Origin of the sequence: Streptomyces sp. NPDC088252, from assembly GCF_044740965.1 — a bacterium.
Classification (GTDB): Bacteria; Actinomycetota; Actinomycetes; order Streptomycetales; family Streptomycetaceae; genus Streptomyces.
On record NZ_JBIURS010000001.1, the window covers coordinates 658,994 to 684,577 of the forward strand.

28 protein-coding genes are annotated in these 25,584 nt (G+C 69.7%); 13 read left to right on the forward strand and 15 right to left on the reverse strand.

Translation table 11 applies throughout. The features are described from left to right. Positions 1-100: 100 nt before the first annotated feature. Positions 101-697: a TetR/AcrR family transcriptional regulator gene (locus ACIOHC_RS02865; protein WP_351075705.1), complete on the reverse strand. Its 597-nt coding sequence runs from the start codon at positions 695-697 to the stop codon at positions 101-103. 153 nt (positions 698-850) lie between these two features. Here ACIOHC_RS02865 and ACIOHC_RS02870 point away from each other — a divergent pair, with 153 nt between their 5' ends. Then, positions 851-3,322 (forward strand): glycoside hydrolase family 3 C-terminal domain-containing protein, encoded by a 2,472-nt coding sequence (locus tag ACIOHC_RS02870; protein WP_351075708.1) that lies wholly within the window; start codon positions 851-853, stop codon positions 3,320-3,322. A 68-nt stretch (positions 3,323-3,390) separates the two neighbouring features. Here the strand turns inward: ACIOHC_RS02870 and ACIOHC_RS02875 are convergent, their stop codons facing one another. After that, a complete protein-coding gene (locus tag ACIOHC_RS02875; protein ID WP_401841094.1) occupies positions 3,391-4,383 on the reverse strand; it encodes an aldose epimerase family protein in 993 nt (330 codons plus the stop codon). An 11-nt stretch (positions 4,384-4,394) separates the two neighbouring features. Next, entirely contained in the window at positions 4,395-5,312 is a 918-nt protein-coding gene (locus tag ACIOHC_RS02880; RefSeq protein WP_351075714.1) for an SGNH/GDSL hydrolase family protein, read from the reverse strand. 351 nt (positions 5,313-5,663) lie between these two features. On the opposite strand from ACIOHC_RS02880, the gene ACIOHC_RS02885 reads away from it, so the two are divergent. Beyond that, positions 5,664-6,158 (forward strand): DUF3145 domain-containing protein, encoded by a 495-nt coding sequence (locus ACIOHC_RS02885; protein ID WP_351075717.1) that lies wholly within the window; start codon positions 5,664-5,666, stop codon positions 6,156-6,158. Between the two features lie 139 nt (positions 6,159-6,297). On the opposite strand, the gene fabF is transcribed toward ACIOHC_RS02885, so the two are convergent. The 5 genes from fabF to ACIOHC_RS02910 form a co-directional block, all read right to left on the reverse strand. Beyond that, positions 6,298-7,560 carry a beta-ketoacyl-ACP synthase II gene (gene fabF / locus ACIOHC_RS02890; RefSeq protein ID WP_401841097.1) on the reverse strand — a complete coding sequence of 421 codons (1,263 nt, stop codon included), beginning with the start codon at positions 7,558-7,560 and terminating at the stop codon, positions 6,298-6,300. 76 nt (positions 7,561-7,636) lie between these two features. Further along, positions 7,637-7,885: an acyl carrier protein gene (locus tag ACIOHC_RS02895; protein WP_351075721.1), complete on the reverse strand. Its 249-nt coding sequence runs from the start codon at positions 7,883-7,885 to the stop codon at positions 7,637-7,639. Between the two features lie 65 nt (positions 7,886-7,950). Then, positions 7,951-8,982, reverse strand: coding sequence for a ketoacyl-ACP synthase III (locus tag ACIOHC_RS02900; RefSeq protein ID WP_401841099.1), 1,032 nt, complete (start codon positions 8,980-8,982; stop codon positions 7,951-7,953). Positions 8,983-8,995: 13 nt separating this feature from the next. Continuing rightward, on the reverse strand, positions 8,996-9,910 hold the full coding sequence (locus tag ACIOHC_RS02905) for an ACP S-malonyltransferase (RefSeq protein ID WP_401841101.1): 915 nt from the start codon (positions 9,908-9,910) through the stop codon (positions 8,996-8,998). Positions 9,911-9,999: 89 nt separating this feature from the next. Next, on the reverse strand, positions 10,000-11,199 hold the full coding sequence (locus ACIOHC_RS02910; RefSeq protein WP_351075729.1) for a helix-turn-helix domain-containing protein: 1,200 nt from the start codon (positions 11,197-11,199) through the stop codon (positions 10,000-10,002). 145 nt (positions 11,200-11,344) lie between these two features. On the opposite strand from ACIOHC_RS02910, the gene ACIOHC_RS02915 reads away from it, so the two are divergent. Together ACIOHC_RS02915 and ACIOHC_RS02920 are read left to right on the forward strand one after the other, a co-directional pair. Next, positions 11,345-12,001 carry a pirin family protein gene (locus ACIOHC_RS02915; RefSeq protein WP_351075731.1) on the forward strand — a complete coding sequence of 219 codons (657 nt, stop codon included), beginning with the start codon at positions 11,345-11,347 and terminating at the stop codon, positions 11,999-12,001. Between the two features lie 107 nt (positions 12,002-12,108). Beyond that, positions 12,109-12,753, forward strand: a complete 645-nt coding sequence (locus tag ACIOHC_RS02920; RefSeq protein WP_351075734.1) for a dihydrofolate reductase family protein — start codon at positions 12,109-12,111, stop codon at positions 12,751-12,753. Between the two features lie 137 nt (positions 12,754-12,890). Here the strand turns inward: ACIOHC_RS02920 and ACIOHC_RS02925 are convergent, their stop codons facing one another. Beyond that, complete coding sequence (locus ACIOHC_RS02925; protein WP_351075737.1) at positions 12,891-13,481, reverse strand: GNAT family N-acetyltransferase; 591 nt, start codon at positions 13,479-13,481, stop codon at positions 12,891-12,893. 128 nt (positions 13,482-13,609) lie between these two features. Between ACIOHC_RS02925 and ACIOHC_RS02930 the strand changes: the two genes are divergently transcribed. Next, positions 13,610-14,119: a signal peptidase II gene (locus ACIOHC_RS02930; protein ID WP_351075740.1), complete on the forward strand. Its 510-nt coding sequence runs from the start codon at positions 13,610-13,612 to the stop codon at positions 14,117-14,119. Between the two features lie 150 nt (positions 14,120-14,269). On the opposite strand, the gene lgt is transcribed toward ACIOHC_RS02930, so the two are convergent. Genes lgt through ACIOHC_RS02945 form a run of 3 tightly spaced genes read right to left on the reverse strand, consistent with a single transcriptional unit; the run spans position 14,270 to position 16,376 of the window. Then, on the reverse strand, positions 14,270-15,175 hold the full coding sequence (gene lgt, locus ACIOHC_RS02935; protein ID WP_401841106.1) for a prolipoprotein diacylglyceryl transferase: 906 nt from the start codon (positions 15,173-15,175) through the stop codon (positions 14,270-14,272). After that, positions 15,172-15,855, reverse strand: a complete 684-nt coding sequence (locus tag ACIOHC_RS02940; RefSeq protein ID WP_401841108.1) for a hypothetical protein — start codon at positions 15,853-15,855, stop codon at positions 15,172-15,174. Before ACIOHC_RS02940 ends, lgt begins: the two co-directional genes overlap by 4 nt. Next, positions 15,852-16,376: a TetR/AcrR family transcriptional regulator gene (locus ACIOHC_RS02945; protein WP_401841228.1), complete on the reverse strand. Its 525-nt coding sequence runs from the start codon at positions 16,374-16,376 to the stop codon at positions 15,852-15,854. Before ACIOHC_RS02945 ends, ACIOHC_RS02940 begins: the two co-directional genes overlap by 4 nt. Positions 16,377-16,828: 452 nt before the next feature. On the opposite strand from ACIOHC_RS02945, the gene ACIOHC_RS02950 reads away from it, so the two are divergent. Further along, positions 16,829-17,461, forward strand: a complete 633-nt coding sequence (locus tag ACIOHC_RS02950; protein ID WP_351075750.1) for a non-ribosomal peptide synthetase — start codon at positions 16,829-16,831, stop codon at positions 17,459-17,461. Between the two features lie 108 nt (positions 17,462-17,569). Here ACIOHC_RS02950 and ACIOHC_RS02955 read toward each other — a convergent pair whose 3' ends face one another. Beyond that, the gene (locus ACIOHC_RS02955) at positions 17,570-17,836 is read right to left on the reverse strand and encodes a DUF397 domain-containing protein (RefSeq protein WP_351075753.1); all 267 of its coding nucleotides are present in this window, start codon (positions 17,834-17,836) and stop codon (positions 17,570-17,572) included. Continuing rightward, on the reverse strand, positions 17,796-18,644 hold the full coding sequence (locus ACIOHC_RS02960) for a helix-turn-helix transcriptional regulator (RefSeq protein ID WP_401841111.1): 849 nt from the start codon (positions 18,642-18,644) through the stop codon (positions 17,796-17,798). Before ACIOHC_RS02960 ends, ACIOHC_RS02955 begins: the two co-directional genes overlap by 41 nt. Before the next feature lie 87 nt (positions 18,645-18,731). Between ACIOHC_RS02960 and ACIOHC_RS02965 the strand changes: the two genes are divergently transcribed. Beyond that, positions 18,732-19,169: an ATP-binding protein gene (locus ACIOHC_RS02965; protein WP_401841113.1), complete on the forward strand. Its 438-nt coding sequence runs from the start codon at positions 18,732-18,734 to the stop codon at positions 19,167-19,169. A 6-nt stretch (positions 19,170-19,175) separates the two neighbouring features. Here the strand turns inward: ACIOHC_RS02965 and ACIOHC_RS02970 are convergent, their stop codons facing one another. Then, on the reverse strand, positions 19,176-19,997 hold the full coding sequence (locus tag ACIOHC_RS02970) for a serine hydrolase domain-containing protein (protein ID WP_401841114.1): 822 nt from the start codon (positions 19,995-19,997) through the stop codon (positions 19,176-19,178). Between the two features lie 726 nt (positions 19,998-20,723). On the opposite strand from ACIOHC_RS02970, the gene ACIOHC_RS02975 reads away from it, so the two are divergent. From ACIOHC_RS02975 to ACIOHC_RS03000, 6 genes are all read left to right on the forward strand, one after another. Continuing rightward, entirely contained in the window at positions 20,724-20,990 is a 267-nt protein-coding gene (locus ACIOHC_RS02975; RefSeq protein WP_401841116.1) for a hypothetical protein, read from the forward strand. Between the two features lie 66 nt (positions 20,991-21,056). Continuing rightward, entirely contained in the window at positions 21,057-21,821 is a 765-nt protein-coding gene (locus ACIOHC_RS02980) for an ATP-binding cassette domain-containing protein (RefSeq protein WP_401841118.1), read from the forward strand. A gap of 53 nt (positions 21,822-21,874) precedes the next feature. Continuing rightward, the gene (locus tag ACIOHC_RS02985; RefSeq protein WP_351075769.1) at positions 21,875-23,050 is read left to right on the forward strand and encodes a hypothetical protein; all 1,176 of its coding nucleotides are present in this window, start codon (positions 21,875-21,877) and stop codon (positions 23,048-23,050) included. Next, the gene (locus tag ACIOHC_RS02990) at positions 23,044-23,670 is read left to right on the forward strand and encodes a hypothetical protein (RefSeq protein WP_351075772.1); all 627 of its coding nucleotides are present in this window, start codon (positions 23,044-23,046) and stop codon (positions 23,668-23,670) included. The genes ACIOHC_RS02985 and ACIOHC_RS02990 overlap by 7 nt, the downstream gene beginning before the upstream one ends. Positions 23,671-24,092: 422 nt before the next feature. Next, entirely contained in the window at positions 24,093-24,554 is a 462-nt protein-coding gene (locus ACIOHC_RS02995; protein ID WP_351075775.1) for a MerR family transcriptional regulator, read from the forward strand. Next, positions 24,554-25,570: an aldo/keto reductase gene (locus tag ACIOHC_RS03000; RefSeq protein ID WP_351075778.1), complete on the forward strand. Its 1,017-nt coding sequence runs from the start codon at positions 24,554-24,556 to the stop codon at positions 25,568-25,570. Before ACIOHC_RS02995 ends, ACIOHC_RS03000 begins: the two co-directional genes overlap by 1 nt. Positions 25,571-25,584 lie beyond the last annotated feature (14 nt).

Below are 25,584 nucleotides of genomic sequence, written 5' to 3' on the forward strand. Positions count from 1 at the left end.
TCCGGACGGCGTCCTGTGCCCGGACGCGCGTAGATCACCCGGAAATCACCCGGAGGTGACGTTCATCGATCTTGCCGTACCGGAATCGTCGAAGGCCGTGTCATGCTGGGGGGTTCTCCGGATCGTGCGGTTGCGGCGAGCCCAGCAACGTCAGGAAATCCTGGAACGCCACGGACATGTCGACCGAGTCCGGGTCCAGCAGCCACTGGTACTGAAGCCCGTCCATCACCGCCACCAGCAGCGGCGCCGCGCGCTCCGGCGTCAGGCCGCCCGGCAGCCGCTCGCCGTACTCCGCGCGCAGCGTCGTCGCCATGCTCGCCCGGACCTGGGTGTAGCGGTGGGTGAAGAACTCCCGCGCGGGGTGACCCTCCGTCACGCTCTCGCCGAGCAGTGCCGAGAACGTCTGGACGATGCCGGGTCGCATCGCGTTGTACTCGACGAGCGAGGCCAGCAGATCGGTCCGCCATCTGCCGTCGCTCCGGGTCCCGCCGCCGGTGTCCCACTGGTCGCGCTGCTCCAGCACGGCGACGAGCAGCGCCTCCTTGGTGGGGAAGTAGTGCAGGAGGCCCTGCTGGCTGAGGCCGACCCGCTCGGCGACGGCGCTCAGCGAGGCGCCCCGGTAGCCGCGCTCGGCGATCACTTCGAGAGCGGCGCGGAGAATCTCCGCCCGCCGCTCCGCGCTTCTGGCCCGCGCCATCGCCCCGGCCCCTTTCGGTGCTCCATCGGTCCCGCACCGAGGACCGTACGCCATCCCGGTAAATCACAGACTGATAACGAAGCCTACTGCTTTACCGGTCATGCGGTCACTATGGAGACATTCAGTGCAGGACACCGACGAGGAGGTACGGCCGTGGCAGGCGCGTCCACCCCCACCCACCCCGATGCGGCCCGCGACGCCGCGGTCGAAGCGGCACTGTCCGCACTCGGGCTCGACGACAAGACGCGGCTGCTGGCCGGGCAGGACATGTGGTCGCTGCCCGCGCTGCCCGCCGTCGGACTGCGCTCCCTGGTGATGTCCGACGGGCCGATCGGCGTCCGCGGGGTCGCCTGGAACGCCGACGACCCCTCCGTCGCGCTGCCCTCACCCACCGCGCTCGCCGCGACCTGGGACCCGGACCTGGCCCGCCGGGCCGGCCGGCTGCTGGCGCAGGAGGCCCGCCGCAAGGGAGTGCACGTACTCCTCGCCCCGACCGTGAACCTCCACCGTTCCCCGCTCGGCGGGCGCCATTTCGAGACGTACAGCGAGGACCCGTACCTCACCGGCGAGATCGGCACCGGTTATGTGCGGGGTGTGCAGGACGGCGGTGTCGGAACCACCGTCAAGCACTTCGTCGCCAACGATGCCGAGACCGAACGCTTCACCGTCGACAACCTCGTGGCCCCGCGCACCCTGCGCGAGATCTACCTCGCCCCGTTCGAACGCATCGTCAAGAACGCCCACCCCTGGGGCATCATGGCCGCCTACAACCGGGTCAACGGCTCCACCATGACCGAGCACCGCTATCTGCAGAACGCGGTGCTGCGCGGCGAATGGGGCTTCGACGGCTACATCGTCTCCGACTGGCTGGCCGCCCGCTCCACCGTCGCCGCCGCGAACGGCGGCCTCGACGTCGCCATGCCGGGCCCGAAGACCGTCTACGGCAAGGCGCTCGCCGACGCCGTGCGCGCCGGTGAGGTCGAGGAGTCCGTCGTCGACGGGGCCGTACGGAACGTGCTGCGGCTGGCCGCCCGCGTCGGCGTCCTGGACGGCGCCCCGCCCGCCGTCGACGAGGCGGCGCACCCCGCGACCGTCGACGGCGACGCGCTGGCCCGCGAGATCGCCCGCCGCTCCTTCGTCCTCGTGCGCAACGAACGCGCCGCGCTCCCCGTCGACCCGGCCGCCGTGCGCAAGGTCGCGCTCAGCGGGGCGCTCGCCCGGGACGCCCGGGTCCTCGGCGGCGGCTCCGCCCAGGTCTTCCCGCACCACATCGTCTCGCCGTTGGACGGCCTCACCGCCGCCCTCCCCGAGGACGTGCTCGACTACCGGGTCGGCGCCGACCCGAACAACGAACTCGCCCCCGCCGAGCAGGGCTTCGAGCTGAGGGCCGTCTGCCACGACGCCTCCGGCACCGTCATCGGCTCGGCCCCGCTGCGTGGCGGCACCCTCCAATGGACCGGCACCGACTTCCCCTCGGGCGTGACCCCCGAGACGCTGCACAGCGTCGAGATCACCGGCACCTTCGTCCCGCGCGACGACGGCGAGCACGTCTTCGGCACCCGCGGCACCGGAGCGCTCACCCTCACCGTCGCGGGCGAGACCCTGTACGACGAGGTGCACCGGGTCACCGGGTCCACCGACCCCGGCGAGGCGTTCTTCGGCAACCCCCTGGAGCGCGGCCGGATCATCCTCACCGCGGGCGAACCCGTCGAGGTGTCGCTGCGGCAGATCCCCGACACCCTGGGCGAGGACGCGCCGATCTCCGGCGTCTCGTTCGCCTTGTGCCACCTCGGGCCGCGCCGCGACCCCGGCGAACTGATTGCCGAGGCGGTCGAGGCGGCCCGTGGCGCGGACACCGCGATCGTCGTCGTCGGCACGACCGAACGCGTGGAGTCGGAAGGCTTCGACCGCACCGACCTCAGGCTCCCCGGCCACCAGGACGACCTGGTCAGGGCCGTCGCCGCCGTCAACCCGAACACCGTAGTGATCGTCAACTCCGGTTCCCCGGTGGAGCTTCCGTGGCGCGAGGAGGTCTCCGCCGTCCTGCTCAGCTGGTTCCCCGGCCAGGAGGCCGGCCACGCGCTGGCCGACGTCCTGCTCGGCGCCGAGGAGCCCGGCGGCCGCCTCCCCACCACGTGGCCGGTCGCGCTCGCCGACGTCCCGGTCTCCAACACCACGCCCACCGACGGCGAACTCCGCTACGAGGAGGGAGTCTTCGTCGGCTACCGGGCCTGGGAGAAGGCAGGTACCGCGCCCGCGTACCCCTTCGGCCACGGACTCGGCTACACCACCTGGGAGTACGAGAGCCTGACGGCCGGCCCCGACTCCGCCACCGTCCGCCTCCGCAACACCGGTACCCGGCCGGGCGCCGAGACCGTCCAGCTCTACCTGGCCCCCCGGGACGACACCGCCGAACGCCCGGTCCGCTGGCTGGCCGGTTTCGCGCGGGTCGAGGCGGCGCCCGGCGAGAGCGTCGAAGCGGTGATCGCACTGGAGCGGCGCGCGTACGAGATCTGGGACGAGACGGCGTACGACTGGACTCTCGTCCCCGGCACGTACGAGGTGCAGGCGGCCCGTTCGCTCGGTGACGTACGTCTGACGGCGGCCGTGGAGGCCAAGGAGTAGCGGGGCCACGGAAGAACGGGAGGGCCCCGCTCAGCGGCATCCGACGCCGCCGCGAGGCCCTTCCCCGCTCAGCGCACCGCGAATCCGTACACCGTCGTCGAGACGTACTCCTCGCCCGGCCGCAGCACCGTGCTCGGGAACCCGGGCCGGTTCGGGGAGTCCGGGAAGTGCTGGGTCTCCAGCGCGATCCCGGCGCACGGGCCGAACGGCCGGCCGTCGAAGTGGTCCGCCGTGTACAGCTGCATGCCCGGTTCCGTCGTGGTGACGGTCAGGACCCGCCCCGACGCCGCGTCGTACAGCTCGGCCGCGGGCCCGGCCCCGTCCAGTACGAAGTTGTGGTCGTAGCCCGCCCCCACCGGCTTCGGCTCACGGAAGTCGAACCGGGTCCCGTCCACCGGCAGGAACTCGCCCGTCGGCAGCGACTCGGCGTCCGCCGGAGTGATCCGCCCGGCCGCGATCCGCAGCACCTGCCCGAGCGCGCTGCCGCTGTCGGCGCCCGCGAGATTCCAGTACGTGTGATTCGTCAGGTTCAGCACCGTCGGGGCGTCCGTCGTCGCCCGGTACGCGATCCGCAGCGCCCCGCCCTCGTCCAGCGCGTACGTCGCCGACACCGACAGACGCCCCGGGAAGCCCTCCTCGCCGTCCTCGGAGACCAGGGACAGCTCGACGCCGTCGGCCACTCCACGCGCCCGCCACACGCGCTTGTCGAAGCCCCTGGCCCCGCCGTGCACATGGTTGCGCCCCTCGTTCCGCGTCAACCGGTGCGTGTGCCCGTCCAGCTCGAAACAGGCACCGCCGATCCGGTTCGCGTACCGCCCGACCAGCGCCCCGAAGTAGGGGCCGGAGAACGTCTCGTACCCGGCCAGGTCCGGCAGCCCGAGCGCGACATCCGCCCGCGCCCCGTCCCGGTCCGGCACCTCGACCGACTGCACGATGCCGCCGTACGTCAGGACGCGCACCCGCGTACCGTCCCGCTCCAGCGTCCAGCGGTGCACGACGGCACCGTCCGCGAGGGTGCCGAACTCTTCCGTACGCAGCACTGTGTTCGAACCCGTGTCCATGATCACGGAGCCTACGCGGGCGGCCGGGCCGCGGTGACATTGCGGTAGGCGATCTCCGCCAGCCGCGCCTGTCCGTTGCGCCCCGGATGGAACCAGTCCCACTGGCTGAGCTGCTTGCCGGTGAACCGGTAGTCGTAGACCGCACCGCCGTCGTAACGGCAGCGCAGATCCTTCGCGCAGACCTCCCGCAGCACCCCGTTGTACGCCACGACCCGCTCCTGCACCGAGGCGCGCCGGGCCACGGCCTGCGCGCCCATGTCGTCCGCGTCGCCCAGCATCGACTGACAGATCCCCAGCTTCCAGATCTGCTTGCCCAGCGCGTTGCCGCGCCCCGTCTGCCAGAGCCGCATGAGATCCGGCACGCTCGACACGTACACCTGCGCCTTCGGTGCCCCGGCCCGCAACTGACGCATCGCCGCCTCGAAGGACGACCGGAAATCCGCCACCGGCGTCATGATCCGTGCCGAGTCCCGGCAGGCGTCATTGGCGCCGATCATCACCGTCACCAGATCCGGCTTCTCCTTCGCCGCCAGCGCCATCTGCTCCGGCAGCTGAGCGATCCTGGCCCCCGTCGCGGCGTGGTTCCAGCTGCGCGCGGCGGCCCCCGACTCACCGAGCAGCCGCACGGCGAGGCTGCGCACCTCACTGTCCGTGCCGGTCGCCCAGGACACCTCGGGGCAGTCGGCCAGCACCGAACAGGCGTCGAAGCCGCGGGTGATGGAGTCGCCGACGGCGGCCACCGACCCCGGACTGCGGTCCCAGACCGGACCGGGCCTGGCGGACGGGTGCCGCTGCCCGGAGGCCGACCCCTTCGTCGTCCCGTCCCGGTCGGCGTCGCAGCCGGTCAGTACGGCGACGCCGAGCAGCGAGACCAACGCCAGGACAGCGGTCGCGATGCGCGAACGGTGACGGGCGGAACGATCCTGCATCCCTTGGTTCCCCTCGTTTATGCCCCCGGCAATCCCTTGCGGCACCAGGTGTGAGGCCCGGGTGCCCCGCAGGGTGAAAGCTCAGCGAATGAAGTGCCCAGGACCGACCGTACGTCACACCTCGACCGCCGCCGCGCGGTAGCTTTTCCTCGTCGAACCAGCGGTGCACACCCTCGCCCGGCTCCACTCGGGTGGCTTTCTGTAAATCACATCACGTCACGTACTGCCCCTTTTCAGGAGATTCACCCCGATGCTGTTTACTGATGACAACCTCGGGAGCCGGCCGAGAAGCGACGGTACGGGCGCGAGGCCGCTGGGGAAGGCGAACTTCGTCCCACACTGGAGGTCCCGGTGACGACACGTGGAGTTCTGTACGTTCACTCCGCACCGCGCGCGCTCTGCCCCCATGTCGAATGGGCGGTGGCGGGCGTCCTCGGTGTGCGCGTCCAGCTCGACTGGATCAGACAGCCGGCCGCGCCCGGCACCTGGCGGTCCGAGTTCTCCTGGCAGGCCCGCCCCGGCACGGCGTCGAAACTGGCGTCCGCGCTGCGCGGCTGGGATCTGCTGCGCTTCGAGGTGACGGCGGAGCCGAGCCCCACCACGGAGGGCGAGCGCTACAGCTCCACGCCCGAACTGGGCATCTTTCACGCCGTCACCGGCATGCACGGCGACATCCTGGTGCCCGAGGACCGGCTGCGGGCCGCGCTGGCGCGCTCCGTCCGGGGCGAGACCGACCTGGAGGCCGAGATCGCCAAGCTGCTCGGCAAGCCGTGGGACGACGAACTGGAGCCCTTCCGTCACGCGGGCGAGGGCGCACCCGTGCGGTGGCTCCACCAGGTGGTGTGAGGGCGCGGAATTCAGCCGCTCCGGCGATCGAGGAGCGGGGGTCCGGGGGCGCAGCCCCCGAAGCGCCCCGTGCAACGGACGAAACCCGTCTCCCCGGCTGGGGAGACGGGTTTCGGTGTACCGGGGCGCGGACCGCAGGTCAGACGCTGCGGAACGCCAGGACCACGTTGTGCCCGCCGAATCCGAACGAGTTGTTGATCGCGGCGATCGGCCCCTCCGGCAGCGGTCGAGGCGTGTCGCGCACGACGTCCGCCTCCACCTCCGCGTCGAGGTGTTCCACGTTGATCGTCGGCGGAGCCATCCGGTGGTGCAGCGCCAGGACCGTCGCGACGGTCTCGATGCCACCGGCGCCACCGAGGAGATGACCGGTCATCGACTTCGTCGCGGAGATCGCGACATGGTCGAGGTCGTCGCCCAGAACCTTGCGCAGCGCCTTCAGCTCCGCGACGTCGCCCTGCGGCGTCGAGGTGGCGTGCGCGTTCAGGTGCACGACCTCGGACGGCTTGAGGTCCGTCTGGTCGAGCAGGTTCTGCAGCGCGGCGGCGATGCCGCGACCCGTCGGCTCGGGCTGCGCGATGTGGTGGGCGTCGGCGGACAGCCCCTGGCCCAGCACCTCGCAGTAGACCTTGGCGCCACGCGCGGCGGCGTGCTCCGCGGACTCCAGCACGACGACGCCGGCACCCTCGCCGAGCACGAAGCCGTCACGGCGGGTGTCGTACGGACGGGAGGCCTTCTCGGGCTCGTCGTTGTTCTTGGACATCGCCATCATGTTGGCGAACGCGGCGATCGGCAGCGGGTGGATCGCCGCCTCGGTGCCACCGGCGAGGACCACATCGGCGCGGCCGGTGCGGATCATCTCGACGGCGTACCCGATCGCCTCGGCGCCCGAGGCGCAGGCGGAGACCGGAGTGTGCACACCGGCCTGTGCGTTGACCTCCAGGCCGACGTTGGCGGCCGGGCCGTTGGGCATGAGCATGGGCACGGTGTGCGGGGAGACGCGGCGTACGCCCTTCTCCTTGAGCACGTCGTACTGGTCGAGCAGGGTGATCACGCCGCCGATACCGGAGGCGATGACCGAGCCCAGCCGCTCGGGCCGGATCGCGTCGTCCTCACCGGCCTTGCCGGTGAAACCGGCGTCCGCCCAGGCCTCGCGGGCCGCGATCAGCGCGAACTGCGCCGAGCGGTCCAGCTTGCGGGCGAGCGGACGGGGCAGGACGTCGCCCGGGTCGACCGCCGCGAGCGCGGCGATCTTGACGGGCAACTCGGCGAAACGTTCGCCCTCGAGAGGCTTGACGCCGGAACGACCGGCCATCAGACCTTCCCAGGTCGACGCCGAGTCGCCACCCAGCGGAGTGGTTGCGCCGATACCGGTGACGACCACGGTGCGATTGGTCGAGTTCACTGGAAAATCTTCTCCACGTGTAGAGGGTCGTGAATCAGCGGCGCCACCGCCGGGTGGCGACACAGAGCCGGCCTGATCAGGCCTGGTGCTTGAGGATGTACTCGGCAGCGTCGCCGACCGTCTTGAGGTTCTTGACGTCCTCGTCGGGGATCTTGACGTCGAAACGCTCCTCGGCGGCGACGACGACCTCGACCATGGACAGCGAGTCGACGTCCAGGTCGTCGGTGAAGGACTTGTCCAGCTGGACGTCCTCGACCGGGATGCCGGCGATCTCGTTGACGATCTCGGCGAGACCCTTGACGATCTCTTCCTGAGTGGCGGCCATGTTGGCGCTCCTTCGATGTTTATCTGCTGGGTTCTGGCGTCCGGGCCGAAAAAGGCCTGGTGTGCCTAGGGGAGGGTAACGACCGTCGCGGCGTAGACGAGACCCGCCCCGAAGCCGATGACGAGCGCGGTGTCGCCGCTCTTCGCCTGACCGGTCGCCAGGAGCCGCTCCATGGCGAGCGGAATCGAGGCGGCGGAGGTGTTGCCGGTGGTCTCCACGTCACGGGCGACCGTGACGCTCTCCGGCAGCTTCAGGGTCTTCACCATCGAGTCGATGATCCGCATGTTGGCCTGGTGCGGAATGAAGACGTCCAGGTCTTCCGGGGCGATCCCGGCCGCGTCCAGCGCCTGCTGGGCGACCTTCGCCATCTCGAAGACGGCCCAGCGGAAGACCGCCTGGCCCTCCTGCGTGATGGCCGGGAACTTGACGTTGCCCCGGGAGTCGAGCGGCAGCTGCGACACGTCGCCGGTGTGGAACTTGTCCCAGGACACGGTCTGCTTGATCGTGGCGGCCTTGTCGCCCTCGGAACCCCACACGGTCGGGCCGATCGCGGGCTCCTCGGACGGGCCGACCACGACGGCGCCGGCGCCGTCACCGAACAGGAAGGCCGTCGCCCGGTCCTCCAGGTCGGTCAGGTCCGACAGCCGCTCCACGCCGATGACCAGGACGTACTCCGCCGAGCCCTCGACGATCATGCCCTTGGCGAGGGTCAGTCCGTACCCGAAGCCGGCGCAGCCGGCCGAGATGTCGAACGCGGCGGCCTTGTCGGTGCCCAGCCTGTCGGCGATCTCGGTGGCGATGGCGGGAGTCTGCGCGAAGTGCGAGACGGTGGAGACGACCACTGCGCCGATCCGGTCCGGGCTTATCCCGGCGTCGGCGATGGCCTTGCCGGACGCCTCGATCGACATCGCGGCGACGGTCTCCTCGTCGTTCGCCCAGTGGCGGGTGGCGATGCCGGAGCGCGAGCGGATCCACTCGTCGGACGAGTCGATCGTTTCGAGGATCACCTCGTTGGGCACGACCCGGGTCGGGCGGTAGCCGCCGACACCCATGATGCGTGCGTACGGGGCGCCCTTGCTGGGCTTGATCTTCGACATGCTCTCGGGCTCCTTAGGCGCCTGCGTGCTCGATGACGAGCGCGCGGGCGGCGTCGAGGTCGTCGGGGGTCTTCAGCGCGAGCGTCTGCACACCGGGCAGCGCGCGCTTGGCGAGACCCGTGAGGGTGCCACCGGGGCACGCCTCGATGAGAGCCGTGACGCCCATTTCCTTGAAGGTCTCCATGCACAGGTCCCAGCGGACCGGGTTGGCCACCTGGCCGACCAGCCGGGAGATGACCTCGTCGCCGATGGCGACGGCCTTCCCGTCGGCGTTCGAGACGTACGTCACGGTCGGGTCGGCGATCTTCAGCGCCATCGCGGCCTCGCGCAGCCGGTCGACGGCGGGTGCCATGTGGTGCGTGTGGAAGGCACCGGCGACCTTGAGGGGCACCACGCGGCGCACGCCCTCGGGCATGTCCTCGATCAGCGCGGCGATCTGCGCGGCGGTACCGGCGGCGACGATCTGGCCGCCCCCGTTGACGTTCGCCGGGGTCAGGCCGAGCTTCTCCAGATGAGGGACCGTCACCTCGGGGTCGCCGCCCAGCAACGCGGCCATGCCGGTCTCGGTGACCGCGGCGGCGTCGGCCATGGCGAGCCCACGGGTACGGACGAGACGCAGCGCGGCCTCCTCGCCGATGACTACGGCGAGGGCGGCTGCGGTGATCTCGCCAACGCTGTGACCTGCGACGATGTCAGGCGATGCGTTGAGTGCGGCGGCGGACAGCAGACCGGCGGCGACCAGCAGCGGCTGCGCCACCGCGGTGTCACGGATCTCCTCCGCGTCGGCCTTGGTGCCGTAGTGGGCGAGGTCGAGCCCGATGGCGTCGGACCAGGCCGCGATGCGGTCGGTGGCACCGGGGAGGTCGAGCCAGGGAGTCAGGAAGCCGGGCGTCTGAGCGCCTTGGCCGGGAGCGACGAGTACGAGCACCCTCACACTCTCTCTTGTGAATGGTCCGGAACGCCCGTGGGGACAGGGACGAAGAACCGTATGGGGAATTGTTGATGTCCGACAAAAGTTTAGGACTGCGGATCCCTGGCGGCCAGGCGCCCCAGAATCAGGGCGATTCGCAGAGTAAACGCCGAGCGGACATCGGAGGGTGACCATCCGGTGACGTCTGTCACACGTCGGAGCCGGTAGCGCACGGTGTTGGGGTGGACGAAGAGCATCCTCGCCGCGCCTTCCAGGCTGCTCGCCTGTTCCAGATACACACTCAGTGTCTCCAGGAGCGCGGAACCCGCTTCTTCCAGCGGTCTGTAGATCTCCTCCACCAATTGGTCCCGTGCGGCGGGGTCTCCCGCCATCGCGCGCTCCGGCAGCAGATCGTCGGCCAGCACCGGCCGCGGGGCGTCCTGCCAGGCACCGCACGCCTTCAGCCCGGCGGCGGCGGCCTGCGCGGACCGGGTGGCCGCCAGCAGATCGGGCACCACCGGCCCGGCGACGACGGGGCCCGCCGCGTACGGGCCGATCAGCGCCTTCGCGACATGCAGCGGGTTGTCGCTGCCGCCCGCGATGACGACCAGCCGGTTGCCGAGCACCCCGGTCAGGACCTGGAGCTTCGCGTGCCGGGCGGCCCGGCGGATCGCCTCCACGGTCAGTTCGCTGTCGCCGTCCGGGGCCGTACCGAGCACCACGCAGACGTGTTCGGGCGAGTTCCAGCCGAGCGCCGCGGCACGCGACACGGCACCTTCGTCGGCCTCGCCGGACAGCACCGCGTTCACCACCAGCGATTCCAGCCGGGCGTCCCAGGCGCCGCGGGCCTCGGCGGCCTGCGCGTACACCTGGGCGGTCGCGAACGCGATCTCCCGCGCGTAGACCAGCAGTGCCTCCCGCAGCACCGACTCGTCGCCGGGCGCGGCGACCTCCTCGATCGCGGCCTCCATGACCTCGATCGTCGTACGCACCATCTCGACGGTCTGCCGCAGCGTGATCGCCCGGGTCAGCTCGCGCGGAGCCGTGCCGAACACATCGGTGGAGATGGCCTGCGGGGTCTCCGGATGCCGGAACCACTCGGTGAACGCCGCGATCCCGGCCTGGGCCACCAGGCCGATCCAGGAACGGTTCTCCGGCGGCATCGCCCGGTACCACGGCAGCGTCTCGTCCATGCGGGCGATCGCGTTGGCGGCCAGGCGGCCGGAGGACTGCTCCAGCCGTTTCAGGGTCGCGGCATGCAGGTGGGCGTCGTTCGCAGCGGGCTGCTCAGGATCGGGTCGGGGCACGAACACAAGACTGCCTCATCGGACCACGTGGACGGAGAGCCGGGGCTGTCGCGGGTCGTACTGCCGGGTAGCGGACGGGGGCCGTGGAGGGGCGCGGGCCCGCGGGGACGGTCCCGGGCAGCCCGCGCCGGGCTACCGTGGACGGGTGATATCCGTTCAGCGTTCCGACGACCGTTTCACGGGCGGGGACGAGGCCGCCGGCATCGAGTCCCTGCACGCCTTCTCCTTCGGCGGCTTCTACGATCCGGACAACCTCCGCTTCGGCGCGATGCTGGCCTGCAACGAGGAGCGGCTCGCCCCCGGCGCGGGCTTCGACGAACACCCGCACAGCCACACGGAGATCGTCACCTGGGTCGTCGAGGGCGAGCTGACCCACCGCGATTCGACCGGCCACGCCACGGTCGTACGGGCCGGGGACCTCCAGCACCTCAGCGCCGCAGCGGGCGTCCGTCACGTCGAGCGCAACGACGGCGACGGTCCGCTGACGTTCCTTCAGATGTGGCTGGCCCCGCTCGAACCGGGTGGCGAGCCCGAGTACACGATCGTTCCCGGCATCGCCGACTCCACCCCGTACGCCCTCCCGGCGGCCGGCGCGATGCTGAACGTACGCAGACTGGCCGCGGGGGAACGCACGGCGGTGCCGGACGCGGCGCGGGCGTACGTCCACGTGGTGGCGGGGCGTGCGGGGATCGGCGACGAGGAGCTGGGACCGGGCGACGCGGCGCGGATCACGGGGGAACAGGGACTGGAACTGGTGGCGGCCGACGCGGCCGAGGTGCTGATCTGGGAACTGTCGGCCTGAGTCGGCGGGACCGCGGGCAGCCCGAATCCGGATCGGTCGCGGTGCGGCGATGAGTTCTGCCGGCCCGAAGAGTCTGATCACTGTTACCGACAACGCAGGAGGAACGCGTGGCCCAGCTGCTGAGAGTCCAGAATTTCAATGTTTCCAGTGACGGAATCGGGGCCGGTGAGGACCAGAGCTTCGAGAGACCGTTCGGCCATGTCGATCCGGAGAGGCTGTTCTCCTGGGCCGGCGCCACGGCGAGCTGGCCCATGCGCACCGACCCCGGGGGGAGCCGGGGCCTCGACGACTACTTCACGCGGGACTACGCACGCAACATCGGCGCCGAGATCATGGGCCGCAACAAGTTCGGGCCCCAGCGCGGGCCCTGGCAGGACCATGAGTGGCGCGGCTGGTGGGGGGACGAGCCCCCGTTCCGCACTCCGGTGTTCGTCATGACCCACCACAAGCGTCCTTCGTTCACGCTCTCCGACACCACGTTTCACTTCGTCGACGACGACCCTGCCACGGTCCTTGAGCAGGCGCGGGAAGCGGCACAGGGCAAGGACGTCCGACTCGGCGGCGGAGCGACCACCATCCGGCAGTTCCTCGACGCCGACCTCGTCGACACCCTGCATGTGGCGGTCTCGCCGGTGAAGCTCGGATCCGGGGTACGGCTCTGGGAATCGCCCGATGAGCTGCTCGACCGGTACCACCTGGAGATCGTGCCCAGCCCGAGCGGCGTGACGCACCACCTGTTCTGGCGGAGGTGACACGAGGCCGCGCCCGGCGTCGCCGGGCGCGGCCGACGCCGGCATTCCGGTGAAATGACCGCGTGGTTGCGGGCGGGACGCCGACACGGGCCGCGGTACTCGTCCGCGACCACCGCACAACCCTCGACAGCGAAGCGCTACCGGTCCGTGTCCCGGCGCCACATCGACCACATCGGCGGCCCGGACCGGAACGACATCTCCTGCTGCACCGCGAAGCCGTGCCGCCGGTAGAAGGTCAGGTTGCGGCGGTTGCTCGACTCCAGGAACACCGGCCGCCCGTCCGCGTCCGCCTGCTCCAGCAGCCCGCCCAGCACCTGCGATCCGCGCCCCGTGCCACGCGCGTCCGCGTGGGTGCCGATGTACTCGACGTACCAGTGCGCGGGCTCGGCCGGGTGGCGGTGCTCCAGCGCGAGCAACCGCATTCCGGTCCGGGGCAGTTGGGCCCGGCCCGCCCGCAGGAGCGTGCCCGCGTTGCGCAGCAGATAGCTCACCGGCAGCTTCCACTTCCCGGGCTCCGCCCACACCGCCGCCACCGTGCGCTCCGGATCCGTCCACACCCGGCCCGCCGGGACCTGCTGTGCCAGATGCGCGGTGAACAGCAGCCGCAGCCTCCGGTCCCGGTCGTGCGGCATCAGCCAGGACCAGACGGGGTCCTCGGCGTAGGCACTGGCGAGTACGGAGGCGAGCGCCGGAACGTCGGAGACGGCGGCGCGGACTATGGCGGCCATGGCCGAAGAGAGTAGCGGTTCCCGGACAGTCCGACGGGGCTTCGTCCGGGAAAGCTGGAAGACGCCTCAGGAGGGGCCGATAGTCTCAGGGAATCCTGGTTCGGACATCGCTACGCACGGAGGCCCTGATGATGCGGTTGGAGCGGGGTTCAGGCCGGCTGTACGGCATGATGCTCATGCTGGCGGCGGTGGTCCTGCTCGTGGACCAGCTCACCAAGATGTGGGCGGTCTCCGCGCTGTCCGACAGCGAGCGCGTCGCCGTGATCCCCCCTCTGATCCACTTCCGACTGCTGTACAACCCTGGCGCCGCGTTCTCCATCGGCACCGGGGCGACATGGGTGTTCACCTTGGCGGCGGCAGCGGCAGTGGTCGGCATTCTCTACACCGCACGCCGACTGGCCTCTGCGGGCTGGGCGCTCGTGCTGGGCGCGCTGCTCGGCGGTGCGGTGTCCCACCTGGGCGACCGACTCCTCCGCGAGCCCGGGGTGGCCCGCGGGCATGTTGTGGACTTCATCGACTACGGCCCCTTCGTGGGTAACGTCGCCGACATCGCGCTCGCCTGCGGGTGCGTCGCGGTGGTGCTGCTCAGCCTGCGTGGTGTGGAGCTCGCCAAGGTGCCGGGCGAAGAATCCGCCTGACCCGGTACGGGCCCACGTGATCTCGGCATCTCCGACCACGTTCCGCGGCGCGGACTCGTCCATCAGGCAGAAGAGTTCGGCACCGGCCCGTACTCAGCACGGGGCCGCAGGCGAGCCGGGTGGCCCGGGGCCGTGGTGGCGCTGACGGTCTCACCTGTCATCGTGCGTCGCTCCTCCTGTCTTGACCGCGACGTCCAGGCGCGGCTCGCCGGCCCTCTCGTTGCGGCCCTCGTCCCTCGGTGGCGACACGTCCTCGATGCCAGGATGGCGGCGGGCCGATACGACGAGGCAGGCGATGGCGCCGAGGAAGACCACGACGGAGGTCCAGTTGTTCAGGCGCAGGCCGAGGAATGTGTGGGACTCGTCGATGCGCAGGTACTCGGTCCAGAACCGGCCGACCGTGTAGGCGGCGACGTACAGGGCGAAGGTCCTGCCGTGACCGAGCGCGAACCGGCGGGCCGCCCAGAGGACCAGTGCGGCGACGCCGATGTCCCAGAGGGACTCGTAGAGGAAGGTGGGGTGGTACGTCGCGATGTCGAGCGTGCCGGACGGACGGTGCGCGCGGTCGATCTCCAGGCCCCAGGGGAGCGTGGTGGGGCGGCCGTAGAGTTCCTGGTTGAACCAGTTGCCCCAGCGGCCGATCGCCTGCGCCAGGGCTGTGCCGGGGGCGACCGCGTCCGCGAAGGCGGGGAAGGGGATGCGGTGGCGACGGCAGCCGATCCACGCGCCGACCCCGCCCAGGGCGATGGCACCCCAGATACCGAGCCCGCCCTCCCAGACGTACAGCGCTCGGATCGGCTCGCCGCGTTCGCCGAAGTACGCGTCGGGGCTGGTGATCACGTGGTACAGCCGTCCGCCGGCGAGACCGAACGGCACTGCCCAGATGGTGACGTCCGCGATCACGCCCTGATCCCCGCCGCGCGCGACCCAGCGCCGGTTGCCGAGCCAGACGGCCACGAGCACGCCCAGGATGATGCAGAAGGCGTACGCCCTCAACGGAACCGGGCCAAGGTGAAGAACCCCGGTCGAGGGACTGGGAAGGTAGGAGAGATTCATGGTCGCTCCGTTTCACTCACTGCCCGACGAGGCCGGCGTCCGAGGGCTGCGCCGAGTGCGGAGATCCAGATCAGCAGCAAGGGCAGGGAGATGAATGCCATCGGGGTCAGGGCGGTGGACAGGAGCAGGTATCCGATGCCGGACGCGGTGATCGTGGCGGCGAGGATCCAGCCGACGACGACCTCCCAACGCCGCAACAGCGCGCCGTGCCGGGAGGCCGCGCAGGCAGCCGCGGCGAGCACGGCGAACGCGAACATCTTGACACCGTCCACACGCTGAACCACCTCGAACAGTGCGCCGGCCCTGCCCGGTGACGCTGGATCGGCTCCAGACACCGCGATCAGTTCCATGACGAGTTGCGCGCATGCGAGCGCCCCCGCGACTCTCCCGGCCCATCCGGCCGAGCGAGCCGCAGTGTTGTTGGTTCGGCGGGCCCGGTCGAGCAGTCCGGATCCGACGACAAGCAGGGCGGCAGCTGCCACACCGTGGACGAGCAGCGCCCGGACGACGACCTGGACCGGCCGGTCGGCGTACGCGGTCGCGATCCCGGCGTGTGTGTCACCGACTTCGGGCGTGGCTCCCCATGCGGCGGCGAGCCCGAGAATCCACGCTGCGGCGTGCACGTATCCGGCGGCGCGGACGGTGATGCCGGTAGCGGGCTCTTCGGCGATTGTGGTCATGCGATGTCCTCCCGGGTCCTGTCTCGGATTGCCTGGGCGAACGCATCGCAGCCGGTGCGCCATGCGGCGTCCAGGTCTGCGCCGGGCGGGAAGCGACCGTCGAGTTCGAGCACGACCATGCCGTGCGCGAATGCCCAGACCGAGCGCGCGACGTGAAGGTCGCCGTGCACCGCGTTGGCCAACGGCGTTGCCGCGCGGTCTTCGAGTCCTTCGGGAAGCGCGGCGCGGACGAGCGGCCGACCATGAGTGATGCGGTAGAGGTGCGGGCTGGCGAGAGCGTGACGTCGGTAGGCGCGGGCGAGCACGAGCAGGGGTGGTTCGACGCCGATCTCGGCTTCGGCGGCCTCCAGTTCCTCAGCCAGCTGGGTCATCCCCTGCACTTGGAGTCCGGCCTCGACAGCGGCCTTGTCAGGAAAGTGCTTGTACAAGGAAGGTGCCCGGATGCCGACACGCTCGGCGATGCGCCGCATCGACAACGCATCCGGACCTTCGGCGTCGAGCAGTTCCCGGGCGGCGGCCATGATCTGCTGCGCGCGGTCAGCCACGGCGCTCTTCCCCGGGAACCGTGATCGCCCCGGAGAGGAACGACGGCGCCTTCCATGCATCCTGGAAGGGCCGGGTCGGGACACTGCTGCACGGGGTGCTGCTGGCTGTGGCGGTGTTCACTGCAGCCCTCTCACGTTGCGACCGACGACACGGCTAACGATGTTAGCCGCGTGGCGCCAAACTATGGCTAACGACGTTAGCCGTCAAGCCTGGAGGGTGCCGAATTCCGACCTGTCGATCCTCAACGTCCATACCGGTTCGACGAGTTCTGTCTGATTGGCCGTCAACCCCGGTTGCGACGAAGGATTCTCGCCGAGGCGTGGCGCCGGCCCAGGGAGGAAGGTGTCGACCTGCTGAGTATGGAGGGGCGCCGACGGTCGACCGCGTCGGCAAGAGTTCGCGGATCCCCCAGGACGGCCAGGTCCCGATGGTGCCGCCGGCCCAGCTCTACGCCGCGGACGTGCCCGATCTGCCGCTCCCGGACGGTACTGATCTGCTGCAGCTGCTGTGGTGCCCGTTCGACCACGCCGAGGACCACCTGCCCCGGGCCGAACTCCGCCGGCGGACCGCCGCCGACGTCAACGATCCGCTCGGCGCTGCCCCGCAGCCCGCGGTGATAGGCAACGACGACTACCTGCCGGAACCGTGCGTGCTGCACCCCGAGACGGTCACCGAGTACCCGGCCCCGCACGAGCTGCGCGAGGAGCTGGCGGAGCGGGTCGAGGCCTGGGAGGACGAGCACGACTTCTGTTACCAGCACGACCTCGGCGTTGCCCCGGGCTGCAAGGTCGGCGGCCACGCTCCGTGGAGCTTCTCCGACCCGTTCCCCATGGCCTGCCCCGAGTACGGCTCGGACGTCCGCCCGCTGCTCACCATCGACGACAGCGAGTGGGACGGCGGCAGCGGGAGCCGGCGACCGGTCGAGGATGCCGGCTACACCGGCCTGCACTTCCTCGGCCCGGCCCGTGTCACGCAGCTCGACATCGGCCGTGGCCACAGCCTGCAGCTGTACGTGTGCACCGCTTCCCACGACCACTCGCACGTGCGGAACATGCAGTGACATGACGCATGCTGCCCGTGGCGGCACGCGTCACGGGGGAGCGGAAGGGAGCCCGGGACGACCATCGGTCATCCCGAACCCCCTTTGCTGTACGGGCTTGCAGCGAATTCAGCGGAGCCCGTCCACGAAACTCTGCCAGGCGTCGGCCCCGACGGTCAGGACGGGGCCGTCCGGGTTCTTGCTGTCGCGGACGGGGATGGCGCAGGGGAGGCCGTCGGCCACCTCGACGCATTCGCCGCCGGTGCTTCCGCTGTAGCTCGACTTGCGCCAGGCGGCGCCGCCGGTGACGGTGCACTCGACGCATTCGCCGCCGGTGTTTCCGCTGTAACTCGACTTACGCCACCGCGCGCTCTTCAGGTCGCGACTGGTCTCCATAACGCTCCTCCATCACGCGGGCGATCAATGCCGCCGACGCCTCCACGGAGAGGGCGGCAGCCTGCAAGTGAGCGTAACGGCGTGCGGCGTCCCGGATGGTCTCGGGGTTGGCGGTCATGTGGCCGGAGATGAGGTCCTCCGTGTAGACGATGTCAGGATCGTCGTCGAAGCGCATCGTGGTGAACGACCCAGCCAGGCTCGCGTGTTCACCGGCCTCGAAGGGCAACACCTGAATCCGCATCCAGCGGTGGTCGGCGTAGTCCAACAGGCGGGCGAGTTGCTTCCGCATGACCTCGCGTCCGCCGATCGGCCGGTGCAGCACCGCCTCGTCGAGAATGGCCCAGGCGAGCGGTGGCCGTTCCCGCTCCAGGATGCGCTGGCGTTCCATCCGGGCCGCCAGCAGCCCGTCGACGTCGTCCGGCATACCGGTGGCGAGCACCGCCCGCGCGTACCCCTCCGTCTGCAACAGCCCGTACACCAACTGCGCCTGGTACGTGGAGATGTACGCCGCACGGGCCTCCATGTCCGCGTACGGCTGGAACCAGGTCGGCAGCTGGCTGCGCAGAACCAGGCCGACGAGGCGCGAGAAAACGCCGCCCGTGCCGAGTGCCGCGTCCACCCGCTCGGAGAAGTCGCGGGTGGGTAGCTTCCTCGTGGTCTCGATCTGGCCGATCAGGGAGCCGGTGCAGAAGATGATGTCGCCGAGCTGCCCCTGTTTGAGGTTGTGGGCCTCTCTCTGACGGCGCAGCTCCCAGCCGTAGTAGTCCAACGGGGAAGCACTGGGATCGAGAGTCTGGATGTTGGCCACGGCGGGGGGCACCTCCGGCGTTCAACGCCTCACGGCGTTCGTTTCCGTACGTAGCCGAGCGTAATCACGGCACTGCACTCTGGTGACATGAATCACGTAATTGATCCGCAGGCCGACGATCTCCTGGAGGCGACCTACCGCGCCGACTTCGCGATCGGTGAGCACTCGGCCCGGCATCTGCGCCGCATTCTGCGGCTCTACCTCACCGGCTGGGAACTCCTCGATGTGGCCGGCGCGGCGGAGTTGGCGCTCACCGAACTCATCGCCAATGTCGTACGGCACGTTCCCGGCCGCCGGTGTCAGACGCTCATCTTCCTGCTCCCGGCCGGTGGCGTGCGCGTCGAGGTCGCGGACGGCTGCCCGGAACTGCCCCGCGCGGTCATGGGCGATGCGCTCGACGAGGGCGGGAGGGGGCTGGTCCTCGTCGACGCCGTCACCGACCGCTGGGGCGCGGAACCGCGCCGCGACGGCCGTGGCAAGACGGTGTGGTTCGAGTGTCTGGCCACGAAAGCGGCCGACGGGTGACGCCTTTCAGCGGCCGGAGCGGAGCTCTGCGAGCACGGCGTCCGTGAACGCCGGCCACACCTCCACCGCCCACGGGCCGAAGGCGCGGTCGGTCAGCGCGACGCAGGCCGCCCCCGCGACCGGGTCGATCCACAGGAACGTGCCGGACTGTCCGAAGTGTCCGAAGGTCGCGGGGGACGAGGAACTGCCCGTCCAGTGCGGTGACTTGTGGTCCCGGATCTCGAAGCCGAGTCCCCAGTCGTTGGGGTTCTGGTGGCCGTAGCCGGGCAGCACGCCCTTCAGGCCGGGGTGTACGACGGTCTGCGCGGCCAGCACCGTACGCGGGTGGAGCAGCCGGGGCGCCTGCACCTCCGCCGCGAACCGCACCAGGTCGTCGACGGTCGAGACGCCGTCCTTGGCGGGCGAGCCGTCCACCGCCGTCGCCGTCATCCCCAGTGGCTCCAGCACCGCCTGGCGCACGTACTCCGGGAACGGGATGTCGGTGGCCTTGGCTATGTGGTCGCCGAGGACCTCGAAGCCCGCGTTGGAGTAGAGCCGCCGGGTGCCGGGTGCGGCCGTCGCCCGGTGCTCGTCGAAGGCGAGGCCACTGGTGTGCGCGAGCAGATGCCGGACGGTGGAGCCCTCGGGCCCGGCCGGTTCGTCGAGTTCGACCGCGCCCTCCTCGTACGCCACGAGCGCCGCGTAGGCCGCGATCGGCTTGGTGACGGAGGCGAGCGGGAAGCGGTGCGCGGCCGGGCCGTGCGCACCGACGACCGTGCCGTCCGCTCGTACGACGGCCGCAGCCGCGGTGGGGACGGGCCAGTTGTCGATCATCGCCAGGCTCTGCATGCGTATGAGCGTAACGGGCATCTCCGGCGCGCCGACGGCCGGTGAGGTCGAGCGACGGACAGCCGACCTGCCCACCATCGGCCACGGAACGTAAAAACGGTTTGCCGCGGGACCGGCCGACACGCACGCGTGGCGCTGTGCCGCAAATCGGCGCGGTCCTTGACGAGTGCGGGGGCGACAGGACGCTCTTCGGCCGGAGCCCTGACGGCGGCTGGAGCGGTGCATCACCTTGAGGTCGCCGCAATTGGCGGCCGAAGGTGAGCAATGGCAACCCCCGCAGCGAGGCGAACCTCAAAACGAGTAAGCAATACGGTGAGTGCCCCGACGTGCTCGGATCCCTCGCCCAAGGGCCATTTCGATATCCCCGACAGGTGCGCGACGACAGCTACATAAGGGTCGCGCAACGGTCAAAATGCTTTAAATCATCTTATTTGGCTTCACGATTTCCGTCATGGGGGTTCGATTTCGGACACTTGCGACTTCCGGTTCGGACAATACGGGACTTAGGGGCGTTTCGTGGTGTGGATCTTTTGCGCATAATTTGGCAACAGTTGGTAAGCTCATGACTGGATTCCAGCCAAGATCTCGGATCCGTGACCTCGAAACCCTGTGCGTGACATACATTCATTTCGACGCCGGGAATGGACCGGTGCTTAGCCCCTCGGGGCTTCTGCACGATCAGGAGAGAAATTCTGAATACGTAAGAGAGCTGCAACCATAGGTGCCGTGCTGACCAGTGCGACTCCGCTGTTCGGGGCAACACCCACTTCGGCCGGCGAGACCGGCGCCGAGGCTCTGTCCTGCAAGACCAGCGCCGGCAGCACGGGTGGCTGGGCCGAGTGCACCGGATCCGGTAAGTGGCGCGCCAAGGCCGTGTGCGACTTCGAGTCGGACAAGTATTCGGACCGTGTCGACCAGAAGAGCGGCACGGTCCGGGTCTATGTGCCGGACTGCACCTTCAACATCGAGAGGGTTGTCGTCGAGCTCCTCTGACGCTGCCTGAATGACCGCGCTGGGGCGTAGTGCAAGTACGCCCCAGCGCTATCTCTAGGATCGCACATGCCACTGATCGAAGTGAATGCCCTCCACCAAGGGTACAAGCGTAAACCCGTTGTTCGTGGGCTCGACCTCGAACTTGACGTCGGCGCCTTCGGCCTCCTTGGCCCCAACGGTGCGGGGAAGAGTACGCTCCTGCGGAGTCTCGCCACGATGAACCGGCCTGCCTCGGGGAGTGTTCGCGTGTTCGGTTATGAGGTCACCACGGCGAAGCAACTCCGGGCGGCCCGGCGCGAAATCGGGTTTCTTCCGCAGAGTTTCGCCTACCCCGCAGATTTCACAGTGACCGACTTCGTGGGGCATTGTGCGTGGTTGCGTGAGATCCCCCGGAATCGTATTCCGAAAGAGGCTGCGGAAGCGATCGAACGGGTAGAGCTTGGCGACCAGGCCGGCACGCCGCTACGGAGGCTCTCCGGTGGCATGTTGCGTCGAGCGGGCATTGCCCAGGCGATCGCCGGACGACCACGACTGGTAATCCTCGACGAGCCGACTACGGGGCTTGATCCGCACCAGAGAGTCAGGTTCAGGGAGCTCATCCGGGATCTGGCCCGGGAGAGCTGCGTCCTGCTCAGCACCCACCTGGTCGAAGACGTCGCCCATACCTGCTCGCAGATCGGTGTTCTGTACGAGGGCACCCTGCGTTTCATGGGTGCGCCCGCCGAACTGGAAAGGTTGGCTACCGCCGACGCTCCCGGGGACACCCCATTGGAACGGGGCTACGCATCGGCCCTGGGTCGCCAGGCTCCACAGGGGGCCAATACTCCATGACCGGACTCTTTGTCGAACTCCGCCGCACTCCCATGCGTTGGGTGGCGCCGCCTTTGCTCATCGCCGCCGCTGCCATGGTTTTTCTCGTCGGCGCGGACTGGCGGGGCTCCTGGCCGGAGACCTCCGCCGCAGCCACCCGCGCAGCGATACCTTTGATGGTGGCCGCCGTCGGTATGGCGGCGCACCGGGCCTCTCGGATCCGCCGCAGCGGCGCGGACGTACTTCTCGCTGCGCGCCCCCTGTATCAGGTGGAACTGACACGTCTGACCGCTGACGCCGTGTGGCTCAGCGCCGTATATCTCGTCTGTACTGCATTCACATGCATTGTCACGGCCGGGGCGCCCGGCCGACCCTGGCCCGAGTACGCCCTTTTTGGGCTCTCTGGAGTGGTATTCGCGCTGGCACTCGGATACTTCGTCGGGCAAGTGCTGCCCAGCCGTTTCACCGGCGCGATTGCGGCTGTCGGGGGGTTCATGCTCTTCAGTCTCGTGTTCAGCTCGCAGTCCTCCCCGCTCACCAATGTCGTCTTCTATCACGCCATCGATGTGCGTCTGTCGGATACGCATCTGGCGTGGCGACTCGCGGTCACTGTGCTCGCTGTTGCGGCTATGTGCACCGTGAGTTCGCTGAAGAGCCGGGACCGGTCCATGAAGGGGGCGGCGAGTGCTGGCGGGCTCTTCTCCGTGGCCACGCTGATCTGCATCGCCGCCATGCCTGGTAACGACAGTGATCTCCTGGAGACCCGTCAGGCGGAGAAGCCTGTGTGCGCGCCAGGCGGGGGAAGCAGTGTGTGCGTGTGGCCCGAACACGCGAAACGACTCCCTGAGGCAGTCGACGCGGCGGAGAAAGCAGCCGCGGCTGCGAAGGGTGTTCTGCCCGCCCCGAAGCGCTACGCGGAGCAGGGATTGGAGCGGAACGGCTCGGGCGGCTTCACGCTGGACCACGGTCCAAAAGACCTCCTGCATACCGCTCTTCTGGAGCTGACATCCCCGCACAAGATCTGGTGCGAAGGCAAGACGGAGGCCGAGACGGAACGGAAGATGTACGCGGGACTCCAACTGGAGGGATGGCTGGAGGCACGAGCCGCGGGCTCCCGCACCTTGCCCGCGTACGAGTACTCGGGGGATACGGGATGGCAGTCCGACGTACGTCGCGTCCTGAGTCTGCCGAGCGCTGATCAAGTAGCCCCGGCGAAGCAGTGGGCTCGTGAGATGCAGGCGCCATGCTGACCGGCGATCGTGGCTTCTCGCCGCTGAACAGCCACTTCCGGTCGCACCACAGCGCGCGCTCCCTGGCTTTCATGGTGGGCTGCACCGCGGCGCTCACGTGGTGGGGCGGTCAGGCTGTCCTCTTTCCCAACGTGAGCGGGGACAGGCCCATCCCTGCATCCGGCGCTGCCTTCATGCCGTTGCTGCTGGCGATCGGAGTGCTCGTTTCGACCATCGACGGCATGGCCGACTTCTCCCAGGCCGCGGCCCTGCCTCGCCGTCGTGTGCTTGCGTGGCACCTGACCGTGGCGTTCGGAATCGCCGTGCTCCTGGCAGGTGTCGCACTCATCCTGTCCGGCGATCTGGATGCCCTCCCACTGGCCTTCAGGAACATGCTGGGTTTCACCGGCTTGGCTGCTGTCTCCGCTGCCCTGTTGGGTTTCAGGCTCTCTTGGCTGCTTCCGGTCGCGCAGACAGTCCCGGCCTTCCTTCTGGGTGCACCAGGGGCCAAGGGCACGACGGCGCAGTGGTGGGAATGGCCGCGGGCCGGCACCGAGAGCGGAACGTCGTGGGCGGTGGCGATGGGGCTGATGACAGTGGGAATCTTCCTCGTGCTCCTGCGGCCTGATCGCAGAAGCTGACGCGCTCCGAGTTGAGCGGTGGGCCCCCGCAGATCGGAGGTCCACCGCTTCCGGACGCCCCGTACGGCCGGTCGACTGGTCATACAGTGGCAATCGGAGGAGATCCCGCAAGGCCGCGCGGTGCTCCACCAGGCACTCGGGCAGATCCCCGATGCTTACCGGCACGGCACCGACCGCCTCTGGCATCCCGCCCTGGACCAGGACAGGGACCTACGCCACCAGGTGTTCCTCACCGACACCCTCCTACGCCGACGGCGGCTCCGCCCATCTCTTTGAAGTTCGTCATCGCGGGCATGCCACGGACCGGAAGGAGACCGGAGGGGGCAGGCGGCGCTCCGGAGCACGGCCCGTACCGGCCGCCGCGAGCCGCTCCCACGTTTGCGCTTGCTTCGAGTGCACTCCAAGGTTCTAGCGTGGAGGTCATGACGGTGATGGAGAGCTCTTCCGCAAGGACGGACGTATGCGCGGCGCCGCCCAGGGCACATCCGCGCCCCCAGGGGCAGGACCGCTACACCATCAGCGAGGTCGTCGCCTTCACCGGGCTCACCGCGCACACCCTGCGCTGGTACGAGCGGATCGGGCTGATGCCGCATGTCGACCGGTCGCACACCGGTCAGCGCCGCTTCACCAACCGTGACCTGGACTGGCTGGCGTTCGTCGGCAAGCTGCGGCTGACCGGGATGCCGGTCGCCGACATGGTCCGGTACGCGGAGCTGCTGCGCGAGGGCGAGCACACCTTCGAGGAGCGGCAGGAGTTGCTGGAGGCGACCCGCCGCGACGTGAAGACGCGGATCGCGGAGCTCCAGGACACCCTCGCCGTCCTCGACCACAAGATCGACTTCTATGCGGGTGCCCGACGGGCGCCGGAAAGGCCCTGTGCCTGATGACTGACAACAAGATCGCCACGGTGGAGCTCGGCAACGGCGGCCCGCAGGTCGGTGTGCAGGGACTCGGCTGCATGGGCATGAGCGAGTTCTACGGGGACACCGACGAGGGAGCGGCGCGCGAGACGCTGGAGACGGCGCTGGCGGCGGGCGTCACCCTCTTCGACACCGCGGATGTGTACGGTCTCGGCGCCAACGAGGAGTTCCTCGCCCCGTTCGTCGGGGCACACCGGGACGAGATCACGCTCGCCACGAAGTTCGCCATAGAGCGCAAGGACGACGACCCGCACTACCGAGGCGTGCGCAACGACCCCGCGTACATCCGCCAGGCCGTCGAGAACAGCCTGCGGCGGCTGAACACCGACGTCATCGACCTGTACTACATGCACCGCCGCGACCCGGCCGTCCCGCTGGCCGAGTCCGTCGGCGCGATGGCCGAGCTGGTGCGGCAGGGCAAGGTGAAGCAGCTCGGGCTGAGCGAGGTGACCGGCGCGGAGCTGCGGGAGGCGTACACCGTGCATCCGATCGCCGCCCTGCAGTCCGAGTGGTCGCTCTTCAGCCGGGACGTCGAGCGCAGCGCCGTGCCCGCCGCCGTCGAGCTCGGGGTGACCTTCGTGCCGTACTCGCCGCTCGGTCGCGGCTTCCTGACCGGGGCGTTCGCGGACGCGGCCAAGGACCTGTCGAAGGGCGACTTCCGACAGTTCCAGCCGCGCTTCACGGGCGACAACGCGAAGGTGAACGCCGCCCTGCTGGAGCCCGTCCACAAGATCGCGGCGGCGCACGGGGTGTCGGCCGCACAGGTGGCGCTCGCCTGGGTGCAGCAGCGGGCCCAGGTGCACGGCCTGGCCGTGGTGCCGATCCCGGGCACCCGCAGGAGCAGCCGACTGCTGGAGAACGTGGCCGCCACCCGGCTCACGCTGACGGACCAGGAGCTGGCGCTGCTGGAGCCGATCGCGGGACATGTGGCGGGGGACCGGTACCCGGACATGAGCAGCACGTCCGCAGCGCGCGAGTAGTCGTTCCCGGTTCG

Excerpts from the sequence above, each read along its gene's own strand:
- ACIOHC_RS02980 (WP_401841118.1), top strand. The coding sequence starts at position 21,057 with ATGCCACTGATCGAAGTGAATGCCCTCCACCAAGGGTACAAGCGTAAA.
- ACIOHC_RS02930 (WP_351075740.1), top strand. The coding sequence starts at position 13,610 with ATGATGCGGTTGGAGCGGGGTTCAGGCCGGCTGTACGGCATGATGCTC.
- ACIOHC_RS02955 (WP_351075753.1), bottom strand. The coding sequence starts at position 17,836 with ATGGAGACCAGTCGCGACCTGAAGAGCGCGCGGTGGCGTAAGTCGAGT.
- ACIOHC_RS03000 (WP_351075778.1), top strand. The coding sequence starts at position 24,554 with ATGACTGACAACAAGATCGCCACGGTGGAGCTCGGCAACGGCGGCCCG.
- ACIOHC_RS02965 (WP_401841113.1), top strand. The coding sequence starts at position 18,732 with ATGAATCACGTAATTGATCCGCAGGCCGACGATCTCCTGGAGGCGACC.
- ACIOHC_RS02865 (WP_351075705.1), bottom strand. The coding sequence starts at position 697 with ATGGCGCGGGCCAGAAGCGCGGAGCGGCGGGCGGAGATTCTCCGCGCC.
- ACIOHC_RS02925 (WP_351075737.1), bottom strand. The coding sequence starts at position 13,481 with ATGGCCGCCATAGTCCGCGCCGCCGTCTCCGACGTTCCGGCGCTCGCC.
- ACIOHC_RS02900 (WP_401841099.1), bottom strand. The coding sequence starts at position 8,982 with ATGTCGAAGATCAAGCCCAGCAAGGGCGCCCCGTACGCACGCATCATG.
- ACIOHC_RS02880 (WP_351075714.1), bottom strand. The coding sequence starts at position 5,312 with ATGCAGGATCGTTCCGCCCGTCACCGTTCGCGCATCGCGACCGCTGTC.
- lgt (WP_401841106.1), bottom strand. The coding sequence starts at position 15,175 with ATGAATCTCTCCTACCTTCCCAGTCCCTCGACCGGGGTTCTTCACCTT.
- ACIOHC_RS02995 (WP_351075775.1), top strand. The coding sequence starts at position 24,093 with ATGACGGTGATGGAGAGCTCTTCCGCAAGGACGGACGTATGCGCGGCG.
- ACIOHC_RS02895 (WP_351075721.1), bottom strand. The coding sequence starts at position 7,885 with ATGGCCGCCACTCAGGAAGAGATCGTCAAGGGTCTCGCCGAGATCGTC.
- ACIOHC_RS02875 (WP_401841094.1), bottom strand. The coding sequence starts at position 4,383 with ATGGACACGGGTTCGAACACAGTGCTGCGTACGGAAGAGTTCGGCACC.
- ACIOHC_RS02940 (WP_401841108.1), bottom strand. The coding sequence starts at position 15,855 with ATGACCACAATCGCCGAAGAGCCCGCTACCGGCATCACCGTCCGCGCC.
- ACIOHC_RS02990 (WP_351075772.1), top strand. The coding sequence starts at position 23,044 with ATGCTGACCGGCGATCGTGGCTTCTCGCCGCTGAACAGCCACTTCCGG.
- ACIOHC_RS02950 (WP_351075750.1), top strand. The coding sequence starts at position 16,829 with ATGGTGCCGCCGGCCCAGCTCTACGCCGCGGACGTGCCCGATCTGCCG.
- ACIOHC_RS02945 (WP_401841228.1), bottom strand. The coding sequence starts at position 16,376 with ATGGCCGCCGCCCGGGAACTGCTCGACGCCGAAGGTCCGGATGCGTTG.
- ACIOHC_RS02970 (WP_401841114.1), bottom strand. The coding sequence starts at position 19,997 with ATGCAGAGCCTGGCGATGATCGACAACTGGCCCGTCCCCACCGCGGCT.